The following is a 24,816-nucleotide window of genomic DNA, read 5'->3' on the forward strand; positions in this document are numbered from 1 at the left end:
TTCGTTTTTTGGAGAGGTGTCCGAGCTGGCCGAAGGAGCACGATTGGAAATCGTGTGTACCGGAAATACCGGTACCGAGGGTTCGAATCCCTCCCTCTCCGTAAAAATTTAAGGAGCCAGACGGCAGGGGCGCTGTGAACCCCGTCAGGCCCGAAAGGGAGCAGCGGTAGCAGGTCTGCCTCTGGGTGTCTGGCTCCTTATAAAAAGGGGACACATCTTCTGTGTCCCCTTTTTCTTTGGTGAGTTTCTAGACAATCAACAGGTTCTTTGTTAATTTCCTTCTAGTTTATAAAAAAACAATTTTTTTCCAGGAGAATCAATATGTTAGATTTAAAATTTATTCAAAAAAATCCAGAGGTCGTCCAAGAGGCAATCAGAAAAAGAAGAATGGACTTAAATATACAGGACTTTTTAAAGCTTGATGAAAAGAGAAAGTCTATAATTCAAGAGGTAGAAAAACTCAGAAATCAATTAAATACAGAGTCAAAGGAAGTTGGCAAACTCAAAGCCAAAGGACAAGATGTCTCAGAAAAAGTCAAAAAACTATCTTTAATTTCAGATAAAATTAAGGAACTGGAAAGGGAAAAAAAGAAAGTTGAAAAAGAGCTCTTTGACTTTAGGGCACAGATTCCCAATATCCCTGCCAAAGATGTCCCAGAGGGAGATTCTGATGAGCACAATGTGGAAATTAAAAAATGGGGAACTAAACCAGAATTTGACTTTGAGCCAAAACCACATTGGGATATTGGCACCAATCTTAAAGGACTGGATTTTGAAAGGGCAGCTAAGCTAGCTGGATCCAGGTTTGCTCTATATTTTGGATGGGCAGCAAGGTTAGAGAGGGCCCTTATCAATTTTATGCTAGATGTGCAGACAAAAGAAAATGGCTATACAGAAGTGTTGCCCCCATTTTTGGTCAATGCTGACACAATGTTTGGGACTGGACAATTGCCAAAATTTGAGGAAGATCTATTTAAGATCAAAGATTGGGACTATTATTTAATTCCAACAGCTGAAGTACCTGTTACAAATATCTACAGAAATGAAGTATTAGATGAAGATGATTTGCCAATTGCATATACTGCTTATACCCCTTGTTTTAGGTCAGAAGCAGGCTCCTATGGTAAGGATACAAAAGGGCTGATTAGACAACATCAATTTAATAAAGTAGAGCTGGTGAGATTTGTCCATCCCGATAAATCCTACCAGGAACTGGAATTACTTTTGTCCCATGCTGAGTCAATTTTGCAAAAACTAGGGCTACACTATAGGGTCGTGGTTCTTTGCACAGGTGACCTTGGTTTTTCAGCGGCAAAGACATATGACATTGAAGTATGGCTTCCAGGCCAGAATACATATAGGGAAATTTCTTCTTGTTCCAATTTTGAAGATTTTCAGGCAAGGCGTGCCAATATTAAATTCAAACCAAAAAATTCAAAGAAAAAAGAATTTGTCCACACTTTAAATGGATCAGGTCTTGCGGTTGGAAGGACCTTAGTTGCTATATTGGAAAATTATCAAAGAGAAGATGGATCTATTATAATTCCAGAAGTACTAAGACCCTATATGGATGGAATAGAGATAATCTCCTGTCCAGAAAAATAAAAATATGGCTAAAATAAAAAATCTCCTCTTAGATAGAGATGGGACTATAATTGTTGAAAAACATTATCTAGGAAATCCAGATGATGTAGAACTCTTACCCAATGCAAAAGAGGCACTGAAAAAATTCACTCAAAAAGGGATTAAGCTATTTATTGTTACAAACCAATCAGGAATAGGAAGAGGATATTATAAGACAGAAGATTTTTTTGCAGTACAAAATAAATTATACGATATTTTAAATGAGTATAATGTAAAAATTAAAGATATAGAATTTTGTCCCCACACACCGAGTGATAACTGCACATGTAGAAAACCTGCCATTGGAATGTGGCAAAATTTGAAAAAAAAATATGGATTATTAGAAGATGAGACTGCAATTGTTGGAGATAAATTGTCTGATATATATTTTGGAATCAATGCAGGACTATTAGTTAACGCATTGGTACTTACAGGATATGGATTAAGTGAAAAGGAAAAATGCTCAAACATAAAAATTGATATAATAGCTAAAGACCTTTTAGATTTGTATTACCTGTTAGAAGAGCAAAGGTTAATATAATCATGAGCAAAATATCTAATGAATATAATTCAGGATGGTATTATCTTAAAAGGACATTATCTTACTTCAAACCCTATATACCACGTATTATATTGTCTATAATCTCAATGATCATTGTTGCAGCCTGTACTGCCTATTCAGCATATCTTGTGCAACCAGCTTTAGATAGAATCTTTATAGAAAAAAACAAAGAGGCCCTAAAAACCATTCCCATTCTGGTTATTTTGATTTTTGCCTTTAAAGGAATATTTAGATTAATTCAAAGTTATCAATTACAATTCTGTGCAATGAGGGTGTTAGAGACCTTAAGAAACCAACTCTATGAAAAAATGATAAGACTACCTATTACATTCTTTGAGGAAAATAGAGTTGGAATGTTAATGTCAAGGATAATAAACGATGTAAATCTCTTAAGAAATAGCGTACCTGAAATTGTAAACCTGGCAAAAGAATTTTTTACAGTAATAGGGCTTACCTTTGTTGCATTTTATCGAGATCCTTATCTTGCTACTTGGGCAATAGTTGTACTCCCAATTGCCCTTTATCCAATAGTTTATTTTGGAAGAAAATTGAGAAAATTAGGTAGGAAAAACCAGGAAAAAATTGCAGACATCTCCAATATATTACAGGAAATATTTAGTGGTATAAAAGTGGTAAAGGCCTTTGCCATGGAAAAAAAGGAGACCAAGACATTTGAAGTCCAGAATAGAAAACTAATAAGGATTGCCCTAAAAAGCATTTTTTACAATTCCCTATCTTCTCCTGTGATGGAATTTATTGGTTCCCTTGGAATTGGCCTGGTTATATGGTATGGAGGTACACAGGTAATAGCTGGCCATTCAACCCCAGGTACCTTTTTTTCATTCTTAACTGCAGTTATGATGTTATATGATCCTGTAAAGAGATTAAATAAATCAAATATGGTATTACAAAGGGCTATTGCAGGCGCAGAAAGGGTGTTCCAGGTACTTGATTCAGAAGAAATCTCAATTGAAGATGAAGGGGATCTAGAACTTAAGCCTCCCTTTAAAGAGTTAAAATTTGTAGATGTGTGGTTTAAATATCAAAATACCCCAGATTGGGCCATTCAAGACATTAACCTAAAAATTGCACCTGGAGAAAAACTTGCTATTGTTGGACCATCAGGTGCAGGTAAGACCACACTTATAAATCTAATCCCAAGATTCTACGACCCAATAAAGGGAAAAATCATCTTAAATGGAAATGACATAAGAAAATATACCCTTAGTTCCCTTAGAAGGTTTATTGGGATAGTTTCTCAGGAGACCATACTTTTTAATGCCTCCATTAAAGATAATATTACTTACGGAATTTTTGATGTTGATGAAGAGCAAATTATTAGGGTTGCAAAGATAGCCTATGCCCATGATTTTATATCTGCTCTGCCAGATGGATATGACACAATAGTAGGAGAAAGGGGAGTTAGATTGTCTGGAGGTGAAAAACAGAGGATAACAATTGCCAGGGCACTCTTAAAAAACCCTCCTCTATTAATTTTAGACGAAGCAACTAGCTCATTGGACACAGAATCTGAAAGGATTGTTCAAAATGCACTGGATAATCTCATGAAAAATAGAACTTCAATTATTATTGCCCACAGATTATCTACAATCTTAAGCGCAGATAGAATTGCTGTTATGGAAAACGGTAAAATAATAGATATTGGCCCACATAAGGAGATATTAAAAAGATGTAAACTTTATCAAAAATTATATGAAATGCAATTTAAAGATGAATAAAAGTCTATGAAAAAAATTTTAATGTGCATTTTTTTAATTTACGTATTTCCTTGTACATATTTATTTGCATCTCCCCCTATTCTATTCTTTGAAAAAAAAATAAAAAAAACCAGGAAAGAATATACTTTATATAAAGTAAAAAAAGGAGAACATATATATTCTATACTCAGAAAATTAAAACTACCTAAAACTGAATTTGGTAAATATATCAGAAAAATAAAACAATTAAATCCAGATATAAAAGATATAAATAAATTATATGCAGGTCAAATAATAAAATTACCAAAAATTCATTCTATAAAACATAGATGTAGAAAATGTTTAAATGGTTTTGCCATACATCCTTCATTAAAGGATCTGAGCTTAGAAGAATTAAAAGAGAGGTATCCATTTTACAAACAAAAATACACTGTAAAAAAAGGGGACACATTAGCCAAATTACTTAAAATAATTGGCAAAATTCCCAACTATTTAATTTATAACGAATATATATTAATTTTCAAAAAACTTAACCCACACATAAAAAATATAAACAATTTACCAAAAGGCGTTGAAATTATAATACCATCTAGAAATCCAAAAATTAAACCAGTTATCCAACATGAAGGAACAAAAATCTGTAATAATATTACATTATCTTTACTAGAAAAATTGGGATTTAGTATTTATAAAAAAGATATAATGGTCTTTCCTGTAAAAAAAGGGTGGATACAAATTGACACATCTAAATCTCCCATACTAGAAGACACAGAAGGGAAAAAAATAATTTTAGTTAATGATCCTAACACATATAAAAAATACAGAGAAATTGAAGATCCAAACATATCTGTATGTTTTTTACAAAATTTATCCATTTATGAGTCTTTGTTAAAAATATTCAAGTACACAAAAAATTTTAAAATCTGGCCCAAAAAACAAAATTTAATAATTACCCATAATTTTTTTGTAGCAGAATTAAAGGGTGACATACAAATCCTTAAATATTTTAATTTATCAAATACAAAAGAGATCTCCTATTACATATTTTTTCTAGACAAAAAAAATTGCACATATACCGAAAAGTTAACATATTCTTTTTTATTAAAAAATAAGATATTTGTTTATTTTTGGTGCAATAAAAAAAGTAATTTTATTTCATGTACAGATAATGTTGACAAAAATATTTATGTCCCTAAGATCTCAGCTATTAGCAATATTGCACCATTAAAGTTAAATAATTTATTAGAAAATGCTAAAATCAATATAAGTAATAGTTTAACTCTTTTTGTGCCAATACTTAAATTTAAAGAAAAAGACCATAGACCTATTTACCTCCTTGAATATAATGAACCAGAATTAGCTGCTATTTTAAGGGCTAAAGGTTACAACTGTTTTATTTACTAACTTTTAAACAAAGTGGAACATGCTATGAAAAAAAATTTATTTTTTCTAGTCCTATTAATATTAGTTCTATCAATTGTTTCTATTTCTCAAAGTTCCCTAACCAATGGTTCTAATAATAAAATCTCTGCCCTATATATTAGGATCTCAGGCACTATTAATCCAGCTCAGGTTGACCTTTTGGAAGATGGTTATAATGATGCTACCAGAAATAACTATGACCTCATAATAATTGGATTAGATACCCCAGGTGGGCTTGCTAAATCCATGAGGGACATGGTCAAAATAATTCTAAATTCTCGTATTCCAGTGGTAGTTTGGGTGGGACCAAAAGGGGCACAAGCTGCATCTGCAGGGGTATTTTTAGTAGCTGCATCAGATATTGCAGCCATGGCACCCAACACAAGTATTGGTGCTGCTTCTCCAGTTGCAATGGGAGGAAAAGACACTCCCAAGACCTTGGAGAAAAAAATAAAAAACGACCTCATGAGCCTTATTAGGTCTATGGCAAGGGAAAAGAACAGAAATTTCATGTGGTATGAGAGGGCCATAGAAACAGCAGAATCATTAAATGCACAAGAGGCTGCAATAAACAAGGTAATAGACATAATTGCTGTCTCCCCCACTGATCTTATGGAACAAATAGGCAAAAAGGGCTTTATGGAAAATGGAAAATTGATTAAATTTGATAAAAATAGCTATAAAATCATAGAATTTTCTCCATCCCTTCGATATAAATTTCTCTCATGGCTCCTTGATCCCCAAATTGCTTATTTACTCCTATTAGGTGGAATTGCTGGCCTCTTTTTTGAGTTGTCCCATCCAGGCGTAATATTTCCAGGGGTCTTTGGTTCCATATGTCTATTACTTGCCCTGTACGCCCTCTCTGTCTTACCAACAAATGTTGCTGGGCTGCTACTTATTTTACTTGGATTTGTCCTGTTTATACTGGAGATAAAAATAATTAGTTATGGTCTCTTAACCATTGGCGGGCTTGTTTGTATGTTTTTGGGATCCACTATTTTATTTAGATATGAGCCTGGAATAACTGGACTTAGTTATTCAACCATATTACCATCTTTATTTGTAATTGGGATCCTTGTAATTTGGGTGCTTTATCTTGTTACAAAAGTCCAATTAAAACCCACAAAACTTGGAATTGAAGGAATAGTTGGAATGATAGGTGAGGTAATAGAATGGAAGGAGAACAAAGGAAAGATAAAGATCAGGGGTGAAATCTGGAAAGCAGAAACAACCAGGGGAAATACCAATCTATCTAAAGGGACAAAAGTAAGGGTGGTTGACACCCTTGGTTTGACATTAATTATTGAACCTATTCAAACCTTAACAACGTAAGGAGGACTAATATGTTTTCATTGCTACCAATCTTAATAATAGCTTTTTTGTTTCTGGCATCAGCTATTAAGGTCGTGAATGAATATGAAAGGGCTGTAATATTCAGACTTGGGAGGATTTTAAAGGCAAAAGGACCTGGTTTGATCATACTTATTCCAGTTGTGGACAAAATGATTAAGGTCTCTTTAAGAATTATCACCCTGGATGTGCCTTCCCAGGACGTTATTACAAGGGACAATGTGAGTGTTAAAATTAATGCAGTTGTGTATTTCAGGGTTGTTGACCCTGTTAAGGCAGTAATAGAGGTAGAAGACTTCATGTTTGCTACCACCCAACTTGCCCAGACTACCCTAAGATCCATTTGCGGTTCAGTGGAACTTGATGAAATTCTAACCCATAGGGACAAGATCAACTCCCAGATTCAGGACATTTTAGATGAACATACAGATCCTTGGGGAATTAAAGTAACCAATGTTGAATTAAAACACATAGATTTGCCACAGGATATGCAACGTGCAATGGCAAGACAGGCAGAGGCTGAAAGGGAACGTAGATACAAGGTAATTAGTGCACAAGGTGAATATCAAGCCGCTGAAAAATTGGCACAGGCTGCTGAAATAATTGCCAAAAGGCCCATGGCCCTGCAGCTTAGATATTTGCAGACATTAAGGGAAATGTCCTATGAAAGTAACTCAACTACCATTCTACCTATTCCTCTGGATTTATTTAAAAATTTAATTCCAGTAAATAAAGAAACATCCATTACCAAAGAATAAAATTTATTGACTAAGATTGACTTTAAAAATATTTTTGACTGCGAAAAAATAATAAAATAAAAAATATCAATATCAAAAGGAGTAAAGATATGGCTGAGAAAAGATATTGTCCCTATTGCCATCAGGAAATGGAATATTGGCTTGCCCCACCAGAAACTGGTTGGGGTTATATTTACGTTTGTTTCAACAACCAGTGCTCTTTTTATAGAAATTCTTCAGATAACATTTTAAATAAAGGGGAAGACCAGAGACATTTTGCAGCTAGATATGGAGAAGATCCTGCTAATAATTTTCATCCAATAAATATACTTGCATATAATCCCTTTGTTAAATTAGAAGAAGACAAATAAAAACCCGCTCAAGGCGGGTTTTTTTCGTATCTCATGGAAAAACTCTATACTATCAAAGAACTATCATCCATTTTAAACGTGCCTGAGAGCACGCTGAGATACTATCGTGATAGATTTGAAGAATTTATACCAGTAGTTGGAAAGGGAAGAAAAAGGAGGTATAAAAAAGAATCAATTGAAATATTTAAACAAATAATAAAGGGATATGAAGAAGATTTAACTACAAAACAAATAAGAAACAACTTATTAAAAAAACTCTCTAAAAAGGACTCAGAACCAGAAATTAATAAGGATCAGCTTCAACAAATCCTGGAAAAACAATCTCAAATCCTGGATCTTTTGGCCGAAGATATAAGATCTAAAAAGGATTTTGAAAAAGAGCTAGACAACTTAAAAACAAGGCTAAAAAAAATAGAAAAAGCCTTGATAAAGCTTATTTCTAACTATAAACACTTTAAAAAACAATTGGATAAATACATAGACATTTCACACAATAACAAGGAGATTTTATAATGGAACAGGAATTAAAAAACTTAATTGATGCAATTTCACCAATAGATTCTAACATATTTCAAAAAGCTAAAGAACATACAGCTCAGTTAGTAATGCCTCCACGGGCCCTTGGGAGACTACATGAAATTTCTGAAAGGATCTGTGCTATCCAAAGGACATTAAATCCAGATGTTTCCCAAAAACAAGTTATAGTCTTTGCCGGAGATCACGGGATTGTTGAAGAAGGGGTCTCAGCCTTTCCACAAGTAGTAACCTTAGAGATGGTGCGTTGTTTTATAAAAGGCGGGGCTGGAATTAGTGTTATTAGCAGGTTTGTTGGTGCCAAGGTTATGGTTGTAGATATGGGGATTATTCCTGATTTTATTCCTGAAAACCAGGAAGAAAAAGCAATATTCAAAGATAAGAAGGTTGCAAGGGGGACAAAGAACTTTGCAAAAGGCCCTGCAATGACAAGGGATGAGGCCGTCCAATCCATATTAAATGGCTTTAATATTGCGAAAGAGGCTATTTCTAATGGCATAAAGATAATTGCAACTGGTGATATGGGGATTGGAAATACAACACCCTCTTCTGCCATTGGATGTGTCTATACAGGGGAAAGTGCAGAAGTAATGGTTGGTCCAGGGACAGGAATTGACCAGGAAGGTATCAAAAAAAAGATAGCTGCTGTTAAAAAAGGACTGGATGTAAACAAACCAGACCCAAAAGACCCAATAGACGTGTTATCAAAGGTAGGTGGTTTTGAGATTGGCGGAATTGCTGGGTGTATCCTGGCGTGTGCCTACCACAAAATTCCCGTTATGATTGACGGTTTTATTTCGACTGCAGGTGCACTTATTGCAAAGGCACTGTGTCCTTCTAGTGTTGAATACATGTTTGCAGGACACAAATCAGAAGAACCAGGACACATAGCCATGCTAAAACATCTTGGACTAACTCCCCTCCTTGACCTTGGTATGAGACTTGGTGAAGGAACAGGTGGAGCCCTTGCCATGAACATTGTGGACGCAGCATGCCATGTGTTTAATGGAGTCATGACATTTGACCAAGCTGGAGTACATGAAAAAGAAAATTAAAATATGTACAGAAACAAAATCAAAGAATATCTGCCACTCTATCTTGTTATAGACAGGGCATCTTGCCAAAATAAAGATATATTTTTTGTATTAGAACAGGCAATAAAAGGTGGAGTTACTCTTGTACAGCTTAGAGAAAAAGAGATATCAGCTAGAGAATTTGTTGAGCTTGCAATAAAGACAAAAGATTTTCTATCTAAATTCAATGTTCCTTTGATTATAAACGACAGAATAGATGTGGCACTTGCATCTAAGGCAGACGGTGTACATGTTGGGCAGGAAGATATACACCCAAATTACGTTAGAGAAATAGTGGGAGATGATCTAATAATTGGACTTAGTGTAAATAACGAAGAACATGTTAAGGAAGCAAATAAACTGGATATAGATTATGTGGGCATTGGGCCTGTTTTTAAAACAATGACCAAAAAAGACCCAAAGCCCACTTTATATCCCCATGGACTTAAAAGACTCTTAAAACTACTCCAAAAACCAAGTGTGGCAATTGGTGGAATTAATATAGAAAATTGTAAAGAAGTAGTAAAAACAGGAGTTAATGGAATTGCTGTAGTCTCTGCAATATGCAAACACAATGACCCTTTTTTAGCTGCAAAGAAATTAAAAACATGTATTACTCACCATCATCTAAAATTGAGTATATAACAAAAACTGTGTATATCCCGGGGTGTTGAGGGTGATAAATAAGGAGAGATTAGTGATCAGTGTGACAACAGATCACAGACACTGATCACAGATCACTCTTAATTAAAATTTACACAAATAATGTTACAGGCTCAAAAAATTAGATATTATACTTGAGCACAAAGATATAAAATTTTCCACACTCACCTCAAGAGGGCCTTGATTTTTAAAAACAATTTTATTTTTTGCTTCAACATCAAATGAGTATCTGTCCAATCTCTGTTTTAGTATATTCATATCTTCTCTATTTCTATAGGTAAGCCTTTTTTTTATTGTTTCATAATCAGCAGTAACGTAGATAGTAAAAACATTTTTAAAGTTTTCTTCAAAAAATGATATTGTTTTTCTTGATACTGAAATAAAATTACAACAATCTTCTTTTATTAAATATTCAGGAATTCCATACAAATATCCATAACTCTTCCAGGTTACAAGAAAAAAATTTGATTGCATAAGGATATTAAACCCTTGTTCACACACAAAAAAGTTGTCTTCAAATTCATCTGGGGGTCTGGTTATATATCTCTTAACAAAATTTACACGGGGATAAGAGGCAAAATATTTTCTTGCCTCACGAATTAGTGTATCCTTACCTGCTCCACTTGGACCACAAATCAATATTATGTTCTTCATAGATTTATTCTTCTTAAAAATTGTTGACAAATTCATCTCTCTGAGACTACAACTTTGTGAAAATTTTCTCTAACAGGAGATATACTAGGAGTCAAATGGAGATTTTATCAACCTATTTTAAGGAGGAGTGCAATGAACATACTTATTTTTGGGCCAAATGGCAGTGGTAAGGGTACGCAAGGCTCATTACTTAAAAAGAAGTTCAATTTAGCCCACATAGAGTCAGGCGCGATCTTTAGAGATCACATAAAAAATGGTACTGAGCTTGGGAAAAAGGCCAAAGAATACATAGACAAAGGTGAGCTGGTACCAGATGAGATCACTATTCCCATGGTCCTTGAGACATTAAAAGAAAAAGGCAAGGATGGATGGCTTTTAGATGGATTTCCAAGAAATATAACTCAGGCCAAGAAGTTGTGGGAGGCCCTTCAAGAGGCTGGAATGAAGTTAGATTATGTAGTTGAGATTAAACTGGATAGGGAAACTGCCAAAAATAGAATCATGGGAAGAAGGTTATGCGAAAACGATCCTAATCACCCAAACAATATCTATATTGATGCAATCAAGCCAAATGGCGACAGGTGCAGGGTATGCGGCGGTGCATTAAAAACAAGGTCTGATGACCAGGACGAAGCTGCAATAAACAAAAGACATGACATCTATTATGACACTGAAACTGGCACCCTGGCTGCTGCTTATTTCTTCAAAAAACTTGCTGAAGAAGGAAAGACAAAATATGTGGAAGTAGATGGATCAAAGGATATTGAGACAATCAAACAAGATCTCTTATCAAAAATCCAAGGTTAAGAAAATGAGGGGCGAGCTTACGCCCCCCTTTTAATCTTCATTTAATTCTGGTATATTTTTAAAGAATTCTAAACATTCAGGGTTTCTTAAGGCATCTTTATTTTTCACTTCTTCATTGTGAATTACCTTCCTAACAGCAATCTCCACCTTCTTCATATTCAGGGTATATGGGATATCTGGAACCTCGATAATTTTATCAGGCACATGCCTTGGCGATGCATTATTTCTAATTGCGCTTTTTATTCTTTTCTTTAACTCATCATCTAGTTTATATCCTGGATTCATTTTAACAAAAAGTATTACCCGCACATCATTTTTCCAATTCTGACCCACCACAAGACTATCTTCGATCTCCTCAAATTGTTCCACCTGACGATAAATCTCAGCAGTTCCAATCCTAACTCCCCCAGGATTTAGGGTAGCATCAGACCTTCCGTATATAATCACCCCTCCCCTATCATTTATCTCTATAAAATCTCCATGGCGCCAGACACCAGGATATACGTTAAAATAGGCATCATGATATTTTTTTCCATCTGGATCATTCCAAAAATAAAGGGGCATAGAGGGAAATGCAGCTGTGCATACAAGCTCACCCTTTTGATTGTAAACAGGTTTTCCATTTTCATCATATGCATATACCTTCATCCCAAGTCCCCTACACTGGAGCTCTCCAGAATATACAGGGAGCATTGGATTTCCAAGGGCAAAGCAACCATTTAAATCTGTCCCACCTGAAATAGATGATAGCTGCAAATCACCTTTTACTGCATCATACACGTATTCAAAACCCTCCTCTGGCAGGGGGGAGCCTGTTGACAAAACAGCCCTTAATTTTGATAGGTCAAACTCATCCTTTGGACGCACCTTTGCATTTTGAAGTGCAGATATATATCCAGCACTTGTACCAAAGACAGTCAAGGATATATCCTCAGCCATTTTCCACAAAACCCTTGGACTTGGATAAAATGGATTTCCATCATAAAGCACAATTGTTGCACCTACAGCCAAGGAGCTAACCAGCCAATTCCACATCATCCATCCACAGGTTGTAAAATAAAAGATCTTATCATCCCGTGTTAGATCAGTATGCAAAATAAGTTCTTTTAAATGGTTTATTAGCACACCACCAGCACTTTGAACCATACATTTAGGAAGTCCAGTAGTTCCAGAAGAATACATAATATAGTGGGGGTGAGAAAAGGAAAGCTGGACAAAATCAATAGATGGATCCCTTTCACTGGATTTAAATTCATCTAAAAATACACCATTTTTTATACCAGAGATATCGGGATTTTCTTCTAAAAAAGGAACCACTACCACCTTTTCAATGGAATCTATTTGTTTTAGCACCTCAACAACTCTGGATATGGAATCTATTTTTTTGCCTTTATAGCTGTATCCATCTGCTGTAAATAAAACCCTTGGCTTTATCTGACCAAATCTATCTAAAACTCCTTTAATTCCAAAGTCAGGTGAACAAGAAGACCAGGTAGCACCTAAAGATGCAGCTGCCAGCATTGCTATTATTGTCTCAGGGATATTTGGCATATACCCAACCACCCTATCCCCTGGCCTTATATCTAGCTGCTTCAAGGCCTTTGCCACCCTGGCAACTTCTCTATTTAACTCCTTGTATGTAAGGGTTCGTTTTTCTCTATCTTCTGCAAAGGCGATTATTGCCAGATTATCGTCATTATATCTAAGTAAATTTTCAGCAAAATTCATCTGAGCACCAGAAAACCATTTGGCTCCTGGCATTTTATAAGGGTCATCTACAACCTCGTCATAATCCTTTGAATTCAAAATCTTCACAAAATCCCATACAGCAGCCCAAAAATCACCAATATCAGTAACAGACCACTCCCAGAGTTCACTATATGTTGAAAAAGATTTTTTATATCTTTCATTAACATAAGCCATAAATTTAAACATATTGGAATTTTTTATCCTTTCCTCAGAAGGCTTCCAAAGTAATTTGCCCATCTCCTCCCCCTTTTCAAAAGTTGGTTAAAAATACAAATCTAACCCTCATAGAGCACGGCTAATATAGTGGCAGATTCCTTTTTAGCAGCAAGCATATGGGGATAATTTGAGAGATAATACAGGGAATCTCCTGGTTTTAACTCAAAACGGTCATCACCTATTTTCGCAATTACCTCTCCATCTAACACGAATATAAACTCCTCCCCATCGTGGATTGAGGTCTCTTCATCGGGATTTTCCTTTAATTTTACGATAAGTGGCTCCATGTGTTTACCCTTAACATCAGGTGCTAAAGACACATAAGAATAGAGTTCCCTCTGTCCCTTGGGAGTTGTAGACCTGACAATCTTTTTCCTTTGTTTTGCAGATGTGAGACAATAGGGTTTATCACCACCTTCACCTAAAAATTCACCAAGCCCCCTTTCAAGCACCTTGGATAATTTTATAATCATCCCAAGTTGAGGCTGGATTTTGCCCTGTTCTACATTTTCAAGAAGTTCTTTATCAAAACCTGTTTGTTTTGAAAGCTCATCTAAGCTAAGTCCCTTCTCTTCCCTGATCTTTTTTATTGTTTTTCCAATGTCCACTGTTTCTCTTTGTTCCTGCTCTTTTATCTCACCTGTTAAAGACTCAAAATAATCTACATTAATATATGGTTTGTCCTTGGCCATATACTCTCCTTGTTTTTTTTCTTGGTTTATATTTCCATTCATTTCTTATAATTAGACACTCTCCTTATGGATTCATTATTGAATCTGGGACCGTTGGGTCTTTTTCCCAGCCATCAGGTATCTTTTGGCCATCCTTTTCTCCTAATTTCTTTTTTCTCTCAGCTAAACCAGGCCTTGCGAACTCTGGATGACCCTGTTTTTCTGTCCTGCCATTGACAACTGCCTCAGAACGGAGTCTCCTTTTTAAGGTCTTTTCCATCATTTTTCCAAGCCAGAGCACCTTATCTACATCATAACCATGTTCAATACCCATCTCATCGACCATTACAAGGAGATCCTCAAGACATATAAGACCAACATACCTCTCATCTTTATAATAGTATTCCCCAGTACCTGGAACTGGTCTATCATCCAAAAAATTAGCAGGTTGACCACCAAGTCCACCTAATGTTGCCTCAAAATGGGTGATACCTGCCTGAAGCGCTGCAAGCACTGCTGCTGATCCAATCCTCTTTGTCTCATGGAAATGTGCAATGTGCACATCTGGATTTGGTATCTCATCTAAAATCATTGAAAAATATCTATAAACTTCTGGAGGAGATGCACTTCCATCATGGTCCGCGTGTTCCACATCATGTGCCCCAATCTCAAACCATCGTTTTGTAAATTCCACAGCTTCTTTTAGCTCAGTTGCACCACTAATTGGACTGCCCCAGATAGTGCTAACAGTGCCACACATCTTTATCCCAACATCTGAACACTTTTTAATACATCTTTCTGCCTCTTTCCAGTACTCAGGCAAAGTAGTAGCAGAATTTGCATAGTGATGTTGTTCATCTGTAGATACCATCATAAGGACTCTATCTGGGCCAATACCTCGCTGATGTAATTCAATAGCCCTATCAACTGCCTTTTCACGTATTGTCACACACGTAAAGGTGATGTCATCAGGATTAATTCCCCTTTTTGCACACCTTTTTTTAAACCTCTCGCTCCTAAAGTAGGCAAGTACCTCTTCTGCGTCTCTAAATTGTGGCATAATATATGGATTTCCCAGATTGGTGAGTTCAATATCCCTACACCCTGCGAAAATCAGCTGTTCTGCATAGTATATCTTGGCTTCAGTGGATATAAATTTTTCTTCGTGTTGAAAACCATCCCTAATGGTTATATCGCCAATTACAACTTTTTTAGGCATTCTTGGAAAAATTTTCCAGAGATCATATTCTGCCATAACATCCTCCTAAAATCTGAAATTACCAAAAGAGGGCTCTCCAATTGGTTTAATTAAACTTACCTCAAATGCCATGGAAAGCCATTTTCTTATTTCAGAAAATTTTAAAATACGATCATTAAGTAATCTTGCTCCACAATAAAATGGATGGGCTTCCCTGTCGTATTTATCCATCATTTTTTTGTAAAACCCATCTTCTTCTTCTTTTGTCATGGGCTTTCCCTTTGCGGCCCTTTTTCTTTTTTCAATTGAAAGCAAGACCCCTGCCGCACTCTTTCCACTCATGACAGATGTCCTGGCCCTCATTGTTGCGAATAAAAAGTGTGGCCTATACGCCCTACCACACATACCATAATTGGCAGCTCCGTGATCAGGACCTATTACCAGCTGAATTCTGGGCACCTGGGCACATGATACTGCCCTAACCATATCAGCGCCATATTTCCCAATCCCCATGTGTTCAGACTCAGAACCAACCATATATCCAGGGGAATTTTGGATAAACAAAAGGGGAATCTTTTCGTAAGAACATCTTACAATCCATTCCGTTGCCTTTTTTGCAGCTTCAACAAAAATTATTCCCACTCCATTTGAAGCAATTACTCCAACAGGTATCCCATCTATCCTAATTTTTCCTGTTACAATATTCTCTCCTCTACCAGGTGCAAATCTTCTTTTATATTCAATAAACTCACTGTCATCGGCAATTGCCCTGATAAATGCCCTAACATCAACACTTCTGCTCACCTGAGCAGGTAGTATTTCATATATTTCTTCAGCAGGAACCTTTGGAGGCCTTTTTTCAAATCTGTGACAATGGATCCTTTGCACCGGCTCCATTGATAATATTTCCCTGACCTTTAATATACCTTCTTCCTGGGTTTTACAAAAATAATCAGCACCCCCAGAAATCCTTGTATGCACATCAGCACCACCTAAGGCCTCTGCTGTTATTTCCTCACCTGTAGCCATTTTGACCAAAGGGGGACCACCCAAAAAAGAATATGCCAATTTTTCCACCATAACTGCTTGACACGCCATAAACACTATATATGCCCCACCAGCTGTATTACCTCCAGTACTCATGGTTATCTGCTTAATTCCCTTAGCAGACATCCTTGCCATATTATAAAACATGGCTCCAAAGTGATCTTCCCCTGGAAACACATCTGCCTGCATTGGGAGATAAGCACCACCAGAATCTGCTATGTAAACACAATTTAAACCACACTTTTCAGCAATTGCCTGAGCACGCAGATGTTTTTTTAAAGTAATAGGAAAGTATGTCCCTGCTTTTACCCTGGAATCATTGGCAATTATCATTGTCCAATTGCCATGAATCTTCCCTATTCCAGTGACTATTCCTGCGCAAGGCACATCTTCAACATCTGGATAATTCATTCCAAAGCCTGCAATCCTGCTGAGTTCATAAAATTCAGTTCCTGGATCAATTAATAAATTTATTAATTCTCTAACAGGTCTTTTACCCTGTTTTTTTAATCTCGAGACCGCCTTTTCCCCACCTGGCCAAACAGCTTTTTTCACAAGCTCATCTAATTTTTCTTCTTCTTTTTGCCAAAAGAGCCTGTTGTTTGTTCTTTCATCCATTTTATATTCCCTTTTTTATGTGTGTCTATGACCTGTGTTTCTCAACCAATCACCCTTACTGTTACCATTTATTTCCCTTTATAATTTGGTTTTCTTTTTTCCTTAAATGCCCTTAGTCCTTCTAACCTATCTTCTGTGGGAATGGTTATCCAATAGGCATTGGACTCAATTGCAAGACCAGTATTTATATCAACTTCTATACCTTTATTTATTGCATACTTTGCCTGTTCAATGGCAATTGGCCCTGTTTCACATATCTCCAGGGCTAATTTTTCGCACTCTGAAAGCAAGTTTTCCAGGGTGCATATCCTATTGACAAGTCCAATGTCTAATGCCTCTTTTGCGCTTACCCTTTTGCCTGTAAAAATAAGCTCTTTTGCCTTGGCCACGCCCACAATTCTGGGAAGACGTTGGGTTCCGCCAGCCCCAGGAATAATAGCCAACCTTGTCTCAGTTAGTCCTAAAGTAGCATTTTCTGAGGCTATGCGAATATCACAAGCAAGAGCCAGTTCAGTGCCGCCACCCAGTGCCACTCCATTTATAGCTGCTATAACAGGCTTGGGAAGATTTTCAATATCTGTAAAAAGATTTCTTATTGTATAAATAAACTCCCTTACCTTATCCTCTGGCATACTTGCCCTTTCTTTTAAATCTGCACCAGCACAAAATGCCCTGTCACCAGCACCGGTTATTATCACAACCCTTATATCCCTTCTAAATCTAATAGAATCTATTTCTCTTTTTAATGCATGTAACAGGTCAAAATTAAATGCATTCATCACCCGGGGACGATTTAATGTCAAAATACAAATCTGATCTTGTTCTTGTTTAAGTAAAATTTCTTCCTCCATAGCCATACCCCTAAGTATTACAGTTAGAAGCAAAAAGGCTAATAAAAAACCTTTTTGCTTCTAACTATGGTTAATTTTTAAGTTTAAGCTGTTTCTACCTTTGCATCTTCCTCCCTACCAAGCAACCTGGTAGCCTCTTCCCTAAGTTTATATTTCTGGATCTTACCACTTGCAGTAGTTGGATATTCATCTACAAAGAACCAATACTTGGGTATCTTATGGAATGCTATCTTATCTTTGCAATATTCTTTTAATTCTTCCTCTGTAGCCATCTCACCTTCTTTTAACTGTACAAATGCTGCAACTTCTTCTCCATATTTTTTACTTGGAACTCCAACTACCTGTACGTCTTTAATCTTTGGATGGGTATACAAGAACTCCTCAATTTCCCTTGGATAAATATTTTCACCACCCCTTATTATCATGTCTTTTATTCTACCAGTTATCTTGCAGTAACCATTTTCATCCATTATTGCAAGGTCACCAGTATGTAACCACCCTTCTTTATCAATTGCATTTTTAGTGGCTTCTTCATTTTTATAATATCCCTTCATCACATGGTATCCCCTGGTACAGAGTTCTCCCTGAACTCCTGGGGGTACTTCTTCTCCAGTATCTATATCCACTATTTTTACTTCTACATGGGGAAGTGCCCTTCCAACTGTTGATACCCTTATTTCTATTGGATCTTCGGTCCTTGTTTGAGTTATAACAGGAGATGCCTCGGTCTGGCCATAGGCAATGGTCATTTCCTTAGCGCCCATCACATTCACAACCTTTTTCATAACCTCTATTGGACATGGAGAGCCTGCCATTATTCCTGTTCTAAGGGATGAAGTATCATATTTTTTCTTCTCCATCTCTTCCAACTCTGCAATAAACATTGTTGGCACACCATGAAGGGCAGTACATTTAAGTTGTTCCACTGTCCTCAAAACTGCATCTGGCTTAAATTGGACTACAGGACACATGGTTGCTCCAGAAACCAGACAGGTCAGGGTTCCAAGTACACAACCAAAACAGTGAAAAAAAGGAACGGGTATACACAATTTATCTTTTGGACTAAACTTCATACACTCTGCAATTGATTTTGCATTTCCAATAATATTAGTATGGGTGAGCATAACACCCTTTGGAAATCCAGTGGTACCAGATGTATATTGCATATTTATTACTTCATCTGGTTTGAGCGATTTCTGCACCTTATCCAATTCTTCATCTGATACACTCTCTCCCATCTTCATCAAATCCTTCCAATTAAACATCCCTGGGGGTGTTTCTTCACCTATAAACACAATATTTTTTAAAAATGGCAGATTTTTATTTTTTAGTTTACCAGGTTCACTATCTTTTAACTCTGGACATACCTTATTCATTACCTTTATATATTCATCAGGTTCCCTCACACCCCCAATCAAAAAGAGTGTTGTTGAATCTGATTGTTTTAAAAGATACTCAAGTTCAAATGCCCTGTAATTGGTGTTCACTGTAACTAAAACAGCCCCCATTTTGGGAGAACCAAACTGAAGATACAACCATTCTGGGACATTGTTTGCCCATACCGCAATATGATCTCCTTTCTTAACCCCCATGGCCAAAAGGCCCTTTGCAACCTGCCTACAAATTTCATTAAATTCTCTGTAGGTGTGGCTGATTCTTTTGGGCTCTAAATACTCCACAGCCATTTGATCTGGCATCTGCTCAGCCACTAAATCCACCAAATCCCCTAAAGTGATCTTACCAACTTCAAATCTTGGTAATTCCATACGTCTCCCCCTCCTTTTTAACAACCAATATGTCTTGATATTACAATCCTCTGAACTTCAGAGGTCCCCTCACCTATATCCAATATCTTTTGATCCCTATAAAACCTCTCAACATCATATTCTTTCATAAGGCCATAGCCACCATGTATTTGAACAGCCCGATCAACTACTCTCCCCATAAGCTCAGAACAATATAATTTTGCCATTGCAGCATATTTGGCAAAGGGCCTATTATGGTCTCTTAGCCAACAGGCCTTATATAGAAGATTTTTGGCACACTCGATCTCTGTTGCACAATCTGCCAATTTAAAGGCAATGGCCTGAAATTTTGATATTGGCTGGCCAAATTGCACCCTCTGTTTTGCATATTTGAGTGCCTTTTCATAGGCACCTTCTGCTCCACCCAGGCCCATGGCACCAATTGATAACCTGCCGCCATCCAAGGTCATAAGCATCTGCTTAAATCCATCTCCCCGTTTTCCAAGCATATTTTCTTCTGGTACCCTCACATTATCAAAATAAAGCTCTGCTGTATTTGATGCCCTCCACATCATTTTACCATGAATGGTCTTAGCAGTAAAACCTTTGGTGCCATGTTCAACTAAAAAACAGGTATATTCTGGTCTTCCATCCTCCCTTGTACCTGTTACAGTCTGAACAGTAACTCCCATGGATATTGGGCTTGATCCATTAGTTATAAAAATCTTAGATCCATTTATAACCCATTCATTTCCATCCTTGACTGCAGTGGTCTTGGTACCTCCAGCATCAGATCCTGCTTCTGGCTCAGTTAATCCAAACCCCCATAGTCCTTCTCCAGAACACAATTTTGGCAGATACTTATTTTTTTGTTCTTCTGTACCAAAATAATAAATAGGACCAATACCAAGGGAATTTCCTGCAGCTATTGTGGCTGCCTGTGAGGCATCAACCTTTGCTAGCTCCTCAACAGCAATAATATAAGATAGGTAATCAAGGCCCTGGCCACCATATTTCTCAGATACAAACATTCCAAAAAGGCCGATTTCTCCCATCTTTCTTGTGATTTCCACAGAAAATTCCTCTTTTTCATCAAGCTCCCTTGCTACAGGGGCAATCTCTTTTAATGCAAATTTCCTTACTTCCTTTTTTATCATTTCTTGCTCTTTAGTAAGATCAAAGTCCATACCCCCTCCTTAGTAGTTTAATTTTACAATTAATAAAATTAACCCAAATTCATTTTCATGACTATATTATTCAATTTTATAATTTTTTAAATAATCAGAACATTTTTTTAATTTATTTATATCTACTCCTGCATAAATATTAAGCTCATTTAAAAGATTAATAGCCTCCTCTGTAGAGATATTTATATAACTTGTATCTATAAATGGACATCCTCCCAGATAACCAAATGAAGTATCAAATCTTTTAATCCCAAATTTAAGACTCTCATACATATTAACAATACCTAAATTCATTTTTGAATGAAAATGCATTGAGATAATATTTGCATCTATTTTTTTTAATATATTCTCAAAAAATTCATTAATTAAAATAGGATTTGCCCTTGCAGTTGTATCAGCAAATACTATTTCATCTACTCCTATATATAAAAAAATATCAACAATTTCTAAAACATCATCTACTGTAACATCACTATAACTCATATAACCAAAACAACATTGGATACTTCCTCTTATATAAAGACCATTATTTTTAGCAGTCAACAACATATGTTTTAAACTAGCCAGGGCATCTTTTTTTGACATTCCTGTATTCCTCACACTAAATTCACTACTGGCAGATATTGAGATTTCAACACCCTTAGCACCAGCTGAAATTGCCCTGTCTAACCCCTTTTTGTTTAAAACTAAGCTCGTTAAAGTCAAATCAGTATTTTTAAAATACCTTACTATCTCTTCAGCATCTTTAAATTGAGGAACCTTTCTGGGATTTACAAAAGAGGTTATCTGAATATTTCTAAGACCTGCATCTATCAGGTTCTCAATTATTTTTATTTTATTCTCAGTGGATATAAAACAGGGATAAGATTGGAGCCCGTCTCTAGGGCCAACTTCTATGAGAACAACTTGAGAGGGAAGGATATTTGATTTCATCTAATTCTATTAGTTCCTTTAACAAAACAGAGTTACAAGAAAACAATTATGATTTTATTTATTAAAAATAGTTTATATTAACATCCTTTTTTTGTCAATACAATCCTAACAAAATGATAACAGAAATATAATAGCTTATAATTTCTTCCAGAATAGCTATATTTCCCCTTGACAGAATCCACAAAAAGACTTAACAAATTTTTCCGTTACGGGCCATTAGCTCAATTGGCAGAGCAACGGACTCTTAATCCGGAGGTTGAAGGTTCGACTCCTTCATGGCCCATATAAACGTAATTAAAGCCGGTTAGCAAAAAGCTAATCGGCTTTTTTGTTTTTAAAAGCTCTGGGGTAACTTCAGGGCAACTTTAACCGGGTTTTATTTTTCTTTTAGTCGTAAGCTGTCACACCAGATATTTTTGCACATAAATTGAGAAGACTCCCAAACAGTACTTCCTTTTTTCGCCAAAATGTAGCAAATAAACTACCTTACACCTTAAGTATATTGATTTTTTTCTATATTTTTGTTTAAGTTCAAATTTGTAATTCGTGGCAGAAGTTAAGACATATGAAATTGACACAAAGCCAACATAAGGGTAATTGGCTAATCTTTCCTAACATCCAAAAACTTCTAAAAAAATATGAAAGAACTCTTTAAGGTCTATAAAAGCATAAAAAATCAGATTGAGAAACGGCTGGCCGAGTTTAAAAAAATATACTCCCACGGAAGTGATGAAGACATCTTATATGAGCTCTTATTTTGCCTTCTCACCCCCCAATCAAGGGCAAGGACTTGCTGGATGGCCATTGAAAACTTAAAACAACAAAACATTATTGCCAATCCTTCCTATGAAATTATCCTATCCAATCTAAATGGAGTGAGGTTCAAATACAAAAAGGCAAAATACATCCAAGAGGCAATAGAAAAATTTTCTAAGCAAGACAAAATTGTCATAAAAAAAACTCTGGAGGAAATAGGATCCACTAAAAAAATAAGGGAATTCCTGGTAAAAGAAATTAAAGGACTTGGTCTAAAAGAGGCTAGTCATTTTTTAAGGAATATTGGGAAAGGAGAGGATCTGGCCATATTGGATAGGCATATTTTAAAAAATTTGAAAAATTACAATGTGATAAAAGATATCCCAAAGACAATGACAAAAGCAAAATATCTTGATATTGAAGGGAAAATGAGGGAATTTTCAAAAAAAATATCCATACCCTTAGACCACCTTGATCTCCTATTCTGGTATATGGAAGCAGGTGAGGTATTTAAATGATAGAGATATCAAAGCTCCCTCCAGTCCACAAAGGAATATTTATTGATAGGCCAAATAGATTTTTGGCTAAGGTCAAAATAGATTCTTCACAAGTTGAACAGGTACATGTACATGATCCTGGACGGTTAAAAGAGCTTTTATATAGTGGAAATTCAGTGCTAATATCTAAGGCCAAAAACAAAAATAGAAAGACAAAATGGGACCTTCTTTGTGCAAGAAAAAATAGTGAATGGATTTTTGTAAATTCCAGTTTCCATAGAAAATTTTCTGAGATTATTTTTCATAAATCATTAATACCTGCCCTATCTCCAATCTCAGAGCTCAAAGCAGAGGTAAAAGTCCCATTGGGAAGGCTAGATTTTATGGGAAAAATAAAAAATAAGAAGATATGGATAGAGACAAAGGGATGTACCCTAATAAAAAATCATATTGCCCTATTTCCAGATGCCCCGACAAAAAGGGGTAAAAAACATTTAACTTCATTAATTTCAATAAAAGAAAAAGGCATGCGTGCAGCAGTATTGATATTAATATTCTCTAAAAATATTGACTATTTTTCTCCTAATTGGGAGACAGATCCAGATTTTGCCATAGAATTTTATAAGGCAATGGATTTAGGTGTTGAGGTCTATCCATTATCCCTATCCTGTGACGGAAAATCCATTTATTATCACAAAACTGTTCCAATTATTAGGGGATAATGATGTTAAAAATTGGTATTTGCCACCTCACAGAGTGATATTATAAAAAAAGCATTATTCGCCAGTCTCCAACAACAATTATAATTGGCAGAAATTTTGGGCAACATATTGGAGAATACACTATTTCTCCCCTCCATTGCAGCCTTTTGATTATATATAGCCTCTTTTTTAATTAACGTATTATTTTTTAATGCAAACTCTATTACCTAATCTAAGGTATATACTGTCTATGCATATGATACAGAATAAAACACATAAAAAACAACAATACAATAACAACCCTACATCCCTTGATAATTCCCCCCTTTAATGAATCCATAAATAAGTGGTGAAAAATTCCAAATTAAGTATCTAAATTTAATAAACCTTTAAAAAATAGGTCAGTTTTGATATTATATATTTTTATTTTAATGTCAAAACAATAAACATAGACTTGATCTTAGTGAAAAAATTTAATACTTGGAAAGTTTATTATAAATTGCATAAAAAAATAGAGATTTCTATATAAAAGTAAAAATTCATCTATTGCGTTTATAATTTTTTTTTCTTATGTATTACCATCTATTTTGGCAATAAGGACTGAACATAGTCGATCAAATGATTTATTAAATTCTTCCCATGAAATTTTTTAGATAAAATTATAAATAAATGTTTAGGATTAACTTGGTCTAATAGATTACCACATAACAAACTAGGTGCTCTATATTTTGGTGAACGCATTTGCATATAACCCACCTATCATTTTTTTTATATTTTTCGACCAGTTTTTACAGATTTTTAGCCTTTTCTGGTAGATTATACTACATTAATTATACCGAGTTATCATGTATTTCCAAAGAATTATATAATTTTTAAACATTGACTATTTCATCATGTCCATAACCTACAGGTGTTTTTCTAATGTTCACTTTTTACAATTAGATCTACTTGAAAATGACCATAACACCTTTTATCTGTAGCTGTAAATAAAATTCATACTCATATAGTGCTTTTGATTTTAGGCATAAATGATAATGGGGGGTGAAAAAACAATATTTGGAAAATGTTGTAGAAGAGTTGTTTTTATGATTTAGGTGCAATTAATAGATGCATAATATGCTTCATACTTG

22 protein-coding genes, 2 tRNA genes and 1 other RNA gene are annotated in these 24,816 nt (G+C 35.5%); 16 read left to right on the forward strand and 9 right to left on the reverse strand.

Annotation, left to right across the window (positions count from 1 at the left end; translation table 11 throughout):
• Positions 1-10: 10 nt before the first annotated feature.
• The 12 genes from ACY2V1_RS09455 to thiE all read left to right on the forward strand — a co-directional run bounded on the left by ACY2V1_RS09455 (position 11) and on the right by thiE (position 10,038).
• Positions 11-101: transfer RNA gene (locus ACY2V1_RS09455), tRNA-Ser, on the forward strand.
• Between the two features lie 6 nt (positions 102-107).
• Positions 108-205: signal recognition particle sRNA small type (gene ffs, locus ACY2V1_RS09460), an RNA gene on the forward strand.
• Positions 206-321: 116 nt separating this feature from the next.
• Positions 322-1,605 (forward strand): serine--tRNA ligase, encoded by a 1,284-nt coding sequence (gene serS / locus ACY2V1_RS09465; protein ID WP_461834551.1) that lies wholly within the window; start codon positions 322-324, stop codon positions 1,603-1,605.
• 4 nt (positions 1,606-1,609) lie between these two features.
• Positions 1,610-2,164: a D-glycero-alpha-D-manno-heptose-1,7-bisphosphate 7-phosphatase gene (locus tag ACY2V1_RS09470; protein WP_461834552.1), complete on the forward strand. Its 555-nt coding sequence runs from the start codon at positions 1,610-1,612 to the stop codon at positions 2,162-2,164.
• 2 nt (positions 2,165-2,166) lie between these two features.
• The gene (locus tag ACY2V1_RS09475; RefSeq protein WP_461834553.1) at positions 2,167-3,924 is read left to right on the forward strand and encodes an ABC transporter ATP-binding protein; all 1,758 of its coding nucleotides are present in this window, start codon (positions 2,167-2,169) and stop codon (positions 3,922-3,924) included.
• A gap of 6 nt (positions 3,925-3,930) precedes the next feature.
• Positions 3,931-5,307, forward strand: a complete 1,377-nt coding sequence (locus tag ACY2V1_RS09480) for a LysM peptidoglycan-binding domain-containing protein (protein ID WP_461834554.1) — start codon at positions 3,931-3,933, stop codon at positions 5,305-5,307.
• Between the two features lie 24 nt (positions 5,308-5,331).
• Positions 5,332-6,660 (forward strand): NfeD family protein, encoded by a 1,329-nt coding sequence (locus ACY2V1_RS09485; protein ID WP_461834555.1) that lies wholly within the window; start codon positions 5,332-5,334, stop codon positions 6,658-6,660.
• A gap of 11 nt (positions 6,661-6,671) precedes the next feature.
• On the forward strand, positions 6,672-7,436 hold the full coding sequence (locus tag ACY2V1_RS09490) for a slipin family protein (RefSeq protein WP_461834556.1): 765 nt from the start codon (positions 6,672-6,674) through the stop codon (positions 7,434-7,436).
• Between the two features lie 89 nt (positions 7,437-7,525).
• Positions 7,526-7,786 (forward strand): hypothetical protein, encoded by a 261-nt coding sequence (locus ACY2V1_RS09495; protein ID WP_461834557.1) that lies wholly within the window; start codon positions 7,526-7,528, stop codon positions 7,784-7,786.
• 33 nt (positions 7,787-7,819) lie between these two features.
• Complete coding sequence (locus ACY2V1_RS09500) at positions 7,820-8,299, forward strand: helix-turn-helix domain-containing protein (RefSeq protein WP_461834558.1); 480 nt, start codon at positions 7,820-7,822, stop codon at positions 8,297-8,299.
• A complete protein-coding gene (gene cobT / locus ACY2V1_RS09505) occupies positions 8,299-9,375 on the forward strand; it encodes a nicotinate-nucleotide--dimethylbenzimidazole phosphoribosyltransferase (protein WP_461834559.1) in 1,077 nt (358 codons plus the stop codon). The genes ACY2V1_RS09500 and cobT overlap by 1 nt, the downstream gene beginning before the upstream one ends.
• Positions 9,376-9,378: 3 nt before the next feature.
• Positions 9,379-10,038, forward strand: coding sequence for a thiamine phosphate synthase (gene thiE, locus ACY2V1_RS09510; protein ID WP_461834560.1), 660 nt, complete (start codon positions 9,379-9,381; stop codon positions 10,036-10,038).
• Between the two features lie 123 nt (positions 10,039-10,161).
• Here thiE and ACY2V1_RS09515 read toward each other — a convergent pair whose 3' ends face one another.
• Positions 10,162-10,710, reverse strand: a complete 549-nt coding sequence (locus ACY2V1_RS09515; RefSeq protein ID WP_461834561.1) for a hypothetical protein — start codon at positions 10,708-10,710, stop codon at positions 10,162-10,164.
• Between the two features lie 132 nt (positions 10,711-10,842).
• Between ACY2V1_RS09515 and ACY2V1_RS09520 the strand changes: the two genes are divergently transcribed.
• Positions 10,843-11,517, forward strand: coding sequence for an adenylate kinase (locus ACY2V1_RS09520; RefSeq protein ID WP_461834562.1), 675 nt, complete (start codon positions 10,843-10,845; stop codon positions 11,515-11,517).
• Positions 11,518-11,547: 30 nt separating this feature from the next.
• On the opposite strand, the gene ACY2V1_RS09525 is transcribed toward ACY2V1_RS09520, so the two are convergent.
• The 8 genes from ACY2V1_RS09525 to ACY2V1_RS09560 all read right to left on the reverse strand — a co-directional run bounded on the left by ACY2V1_RS09525 (position 11,548) and on the right by ACY2V1_RS09560 (position 21,732).
• Positions 11,548-13,503, reverse strand: a complete 1,956-nt coding sequence (locus ACY2V1_RS09525; RefSeq protein ID WP_461834563.1) for an acetoacetate--CoA ligase — start codon at positions 13,501-13,503, stop codon at positions 11,548-11,550.
• Between the two features lie 38 nt (positions 13,504-13,541).
• On the reverse strand, positions 13,542-14,174 hold the full coding sequence (locus tag ACY2V1_RS09530) for a helix-turn-helix domain-containing protein (protein WP_461834564.1): 633 nt from the start codon (positions 14,172-14,174) through the stop codon (positions 13,542-13,544).
• Positions 14,175-14,238: 64 nt separating this feature from the next.
• Positions 14,239-15,408, reverse strand: coding sequence for a hydroxymethylglutaryl-CoA lyase-like TIM-barrel protein (locus ACY2V1_RS09535; RefSeq protein ID WP_461834565.1), 1,170 nt, complete (start codon positions 15,406-15,408; stop codon positions 14,239-14,241).
• A 9-nt stretch (positions 15,409-15,417) separates the two neighbouring features.
• Positions 15,418-17,016 (reverse strand): acyl-CoA carboxylase subunit beta, encoded by a 1,599-nt coding sequence (locus ACY2V1_RS09540; protein ID WP_461834566.1) that lies wholly within the window; start codon positions 17,014-17,016, stop codon positions 15,418-15,420.
• Between the two features lie 68 nt (positions 17,017-17,084).
• Entirely contained in the window at positions 17,085-17,867 is a 783-nt protein-coding gene (locus ACY2V1_RS09545) for an enoyl-CoA hydratase (RefSeq protein ID WP_461834567.1), read from the reverse strand.
• Between the two features lie 83 nt (positions 17,868-17,950).
• Positions 17,951-19,633, reverse strand: a complete 1,683-nt coding sequence (locus ACY2V1_RS09550; RefSeq protein ID WP_461834568.1) for an AMP-binding protein — start codon at positions 19,631-19,633, stop codon at positions 17,951-17,953.
• Between the two features lie 17 nt (positions 19,634-19,650).
• A complete protein-coding gene (locus ACY2V1_RS09555) occupies positions 19,651-20,799 on the reverse strand; it encodes an acyl-CoA dehydrogenase family protein (protein ID WP_461834569.1) in 1,149 nt (382 codons plus the stop codon).
• Positions 20,800-20,865: 66 nt separating this feature from the next.
• Positions 20,866-21,732, reverse strand: a complete 867-nt coding sequence (locus ACY2V1_RS09560; protein ID WP_461834570.1) for a hydroxymethylglutaryl-CoA lyase-like TIM-barrel protein — start codon at positions 21,730-21,732, stop codon at positions 20,866-20,868.
• A gap of 210 nt (positions 21,733-21,942) precedes the next feature.
• Between ACY2V1_RS09560 and ACY2V1_RS09565 the strand changes: the two genes are divergently transcribed.
• The 3 genes from ACY2V1_RS09565 (at position 21,943) to sfsA (ending at position 23,707) form a co-directional block, all read left to right on the forward strand.
• Positions 21,943-22,015 (forward strand) — tRNA-Lys (locus ACY2V1_RS09565).
• A gap of 355 nt (positions 22,016-22,370) precedes the next feature.
• The gene (locus tag ACY2V1_RS09570; protein WP_461834571.1) at positions 22,371-23,006 is read left to right on the forward strand and encodes an N-glycosylase/DNA lyase; all 636 of its coding nucleotides are present in this window, start codon (positions 22,371-22,373) and stop codon (positions 23,004-23,006) included.
• Positions 23,003-23,707, forward strand: a complete 705-nt coding sequence (gene sfsA, locus ACY2V1_RS09575) for a DNA/RNA nuclease SfsA (protein ID WP_461834572.1) — start codon at positions 23,003-23,005, stop codon at positions 23,705-23,707. Before ACY2V1_RS09570 ends, sfsA begins: the two co-directional genes overlap by 4 nt.
• Positions 23,708-24,816: the final 1,109 nt, after the last annotated feature.

The sequence above is a fragment of the Desulfothermus sp. genome (assembly GCF_053993635.1).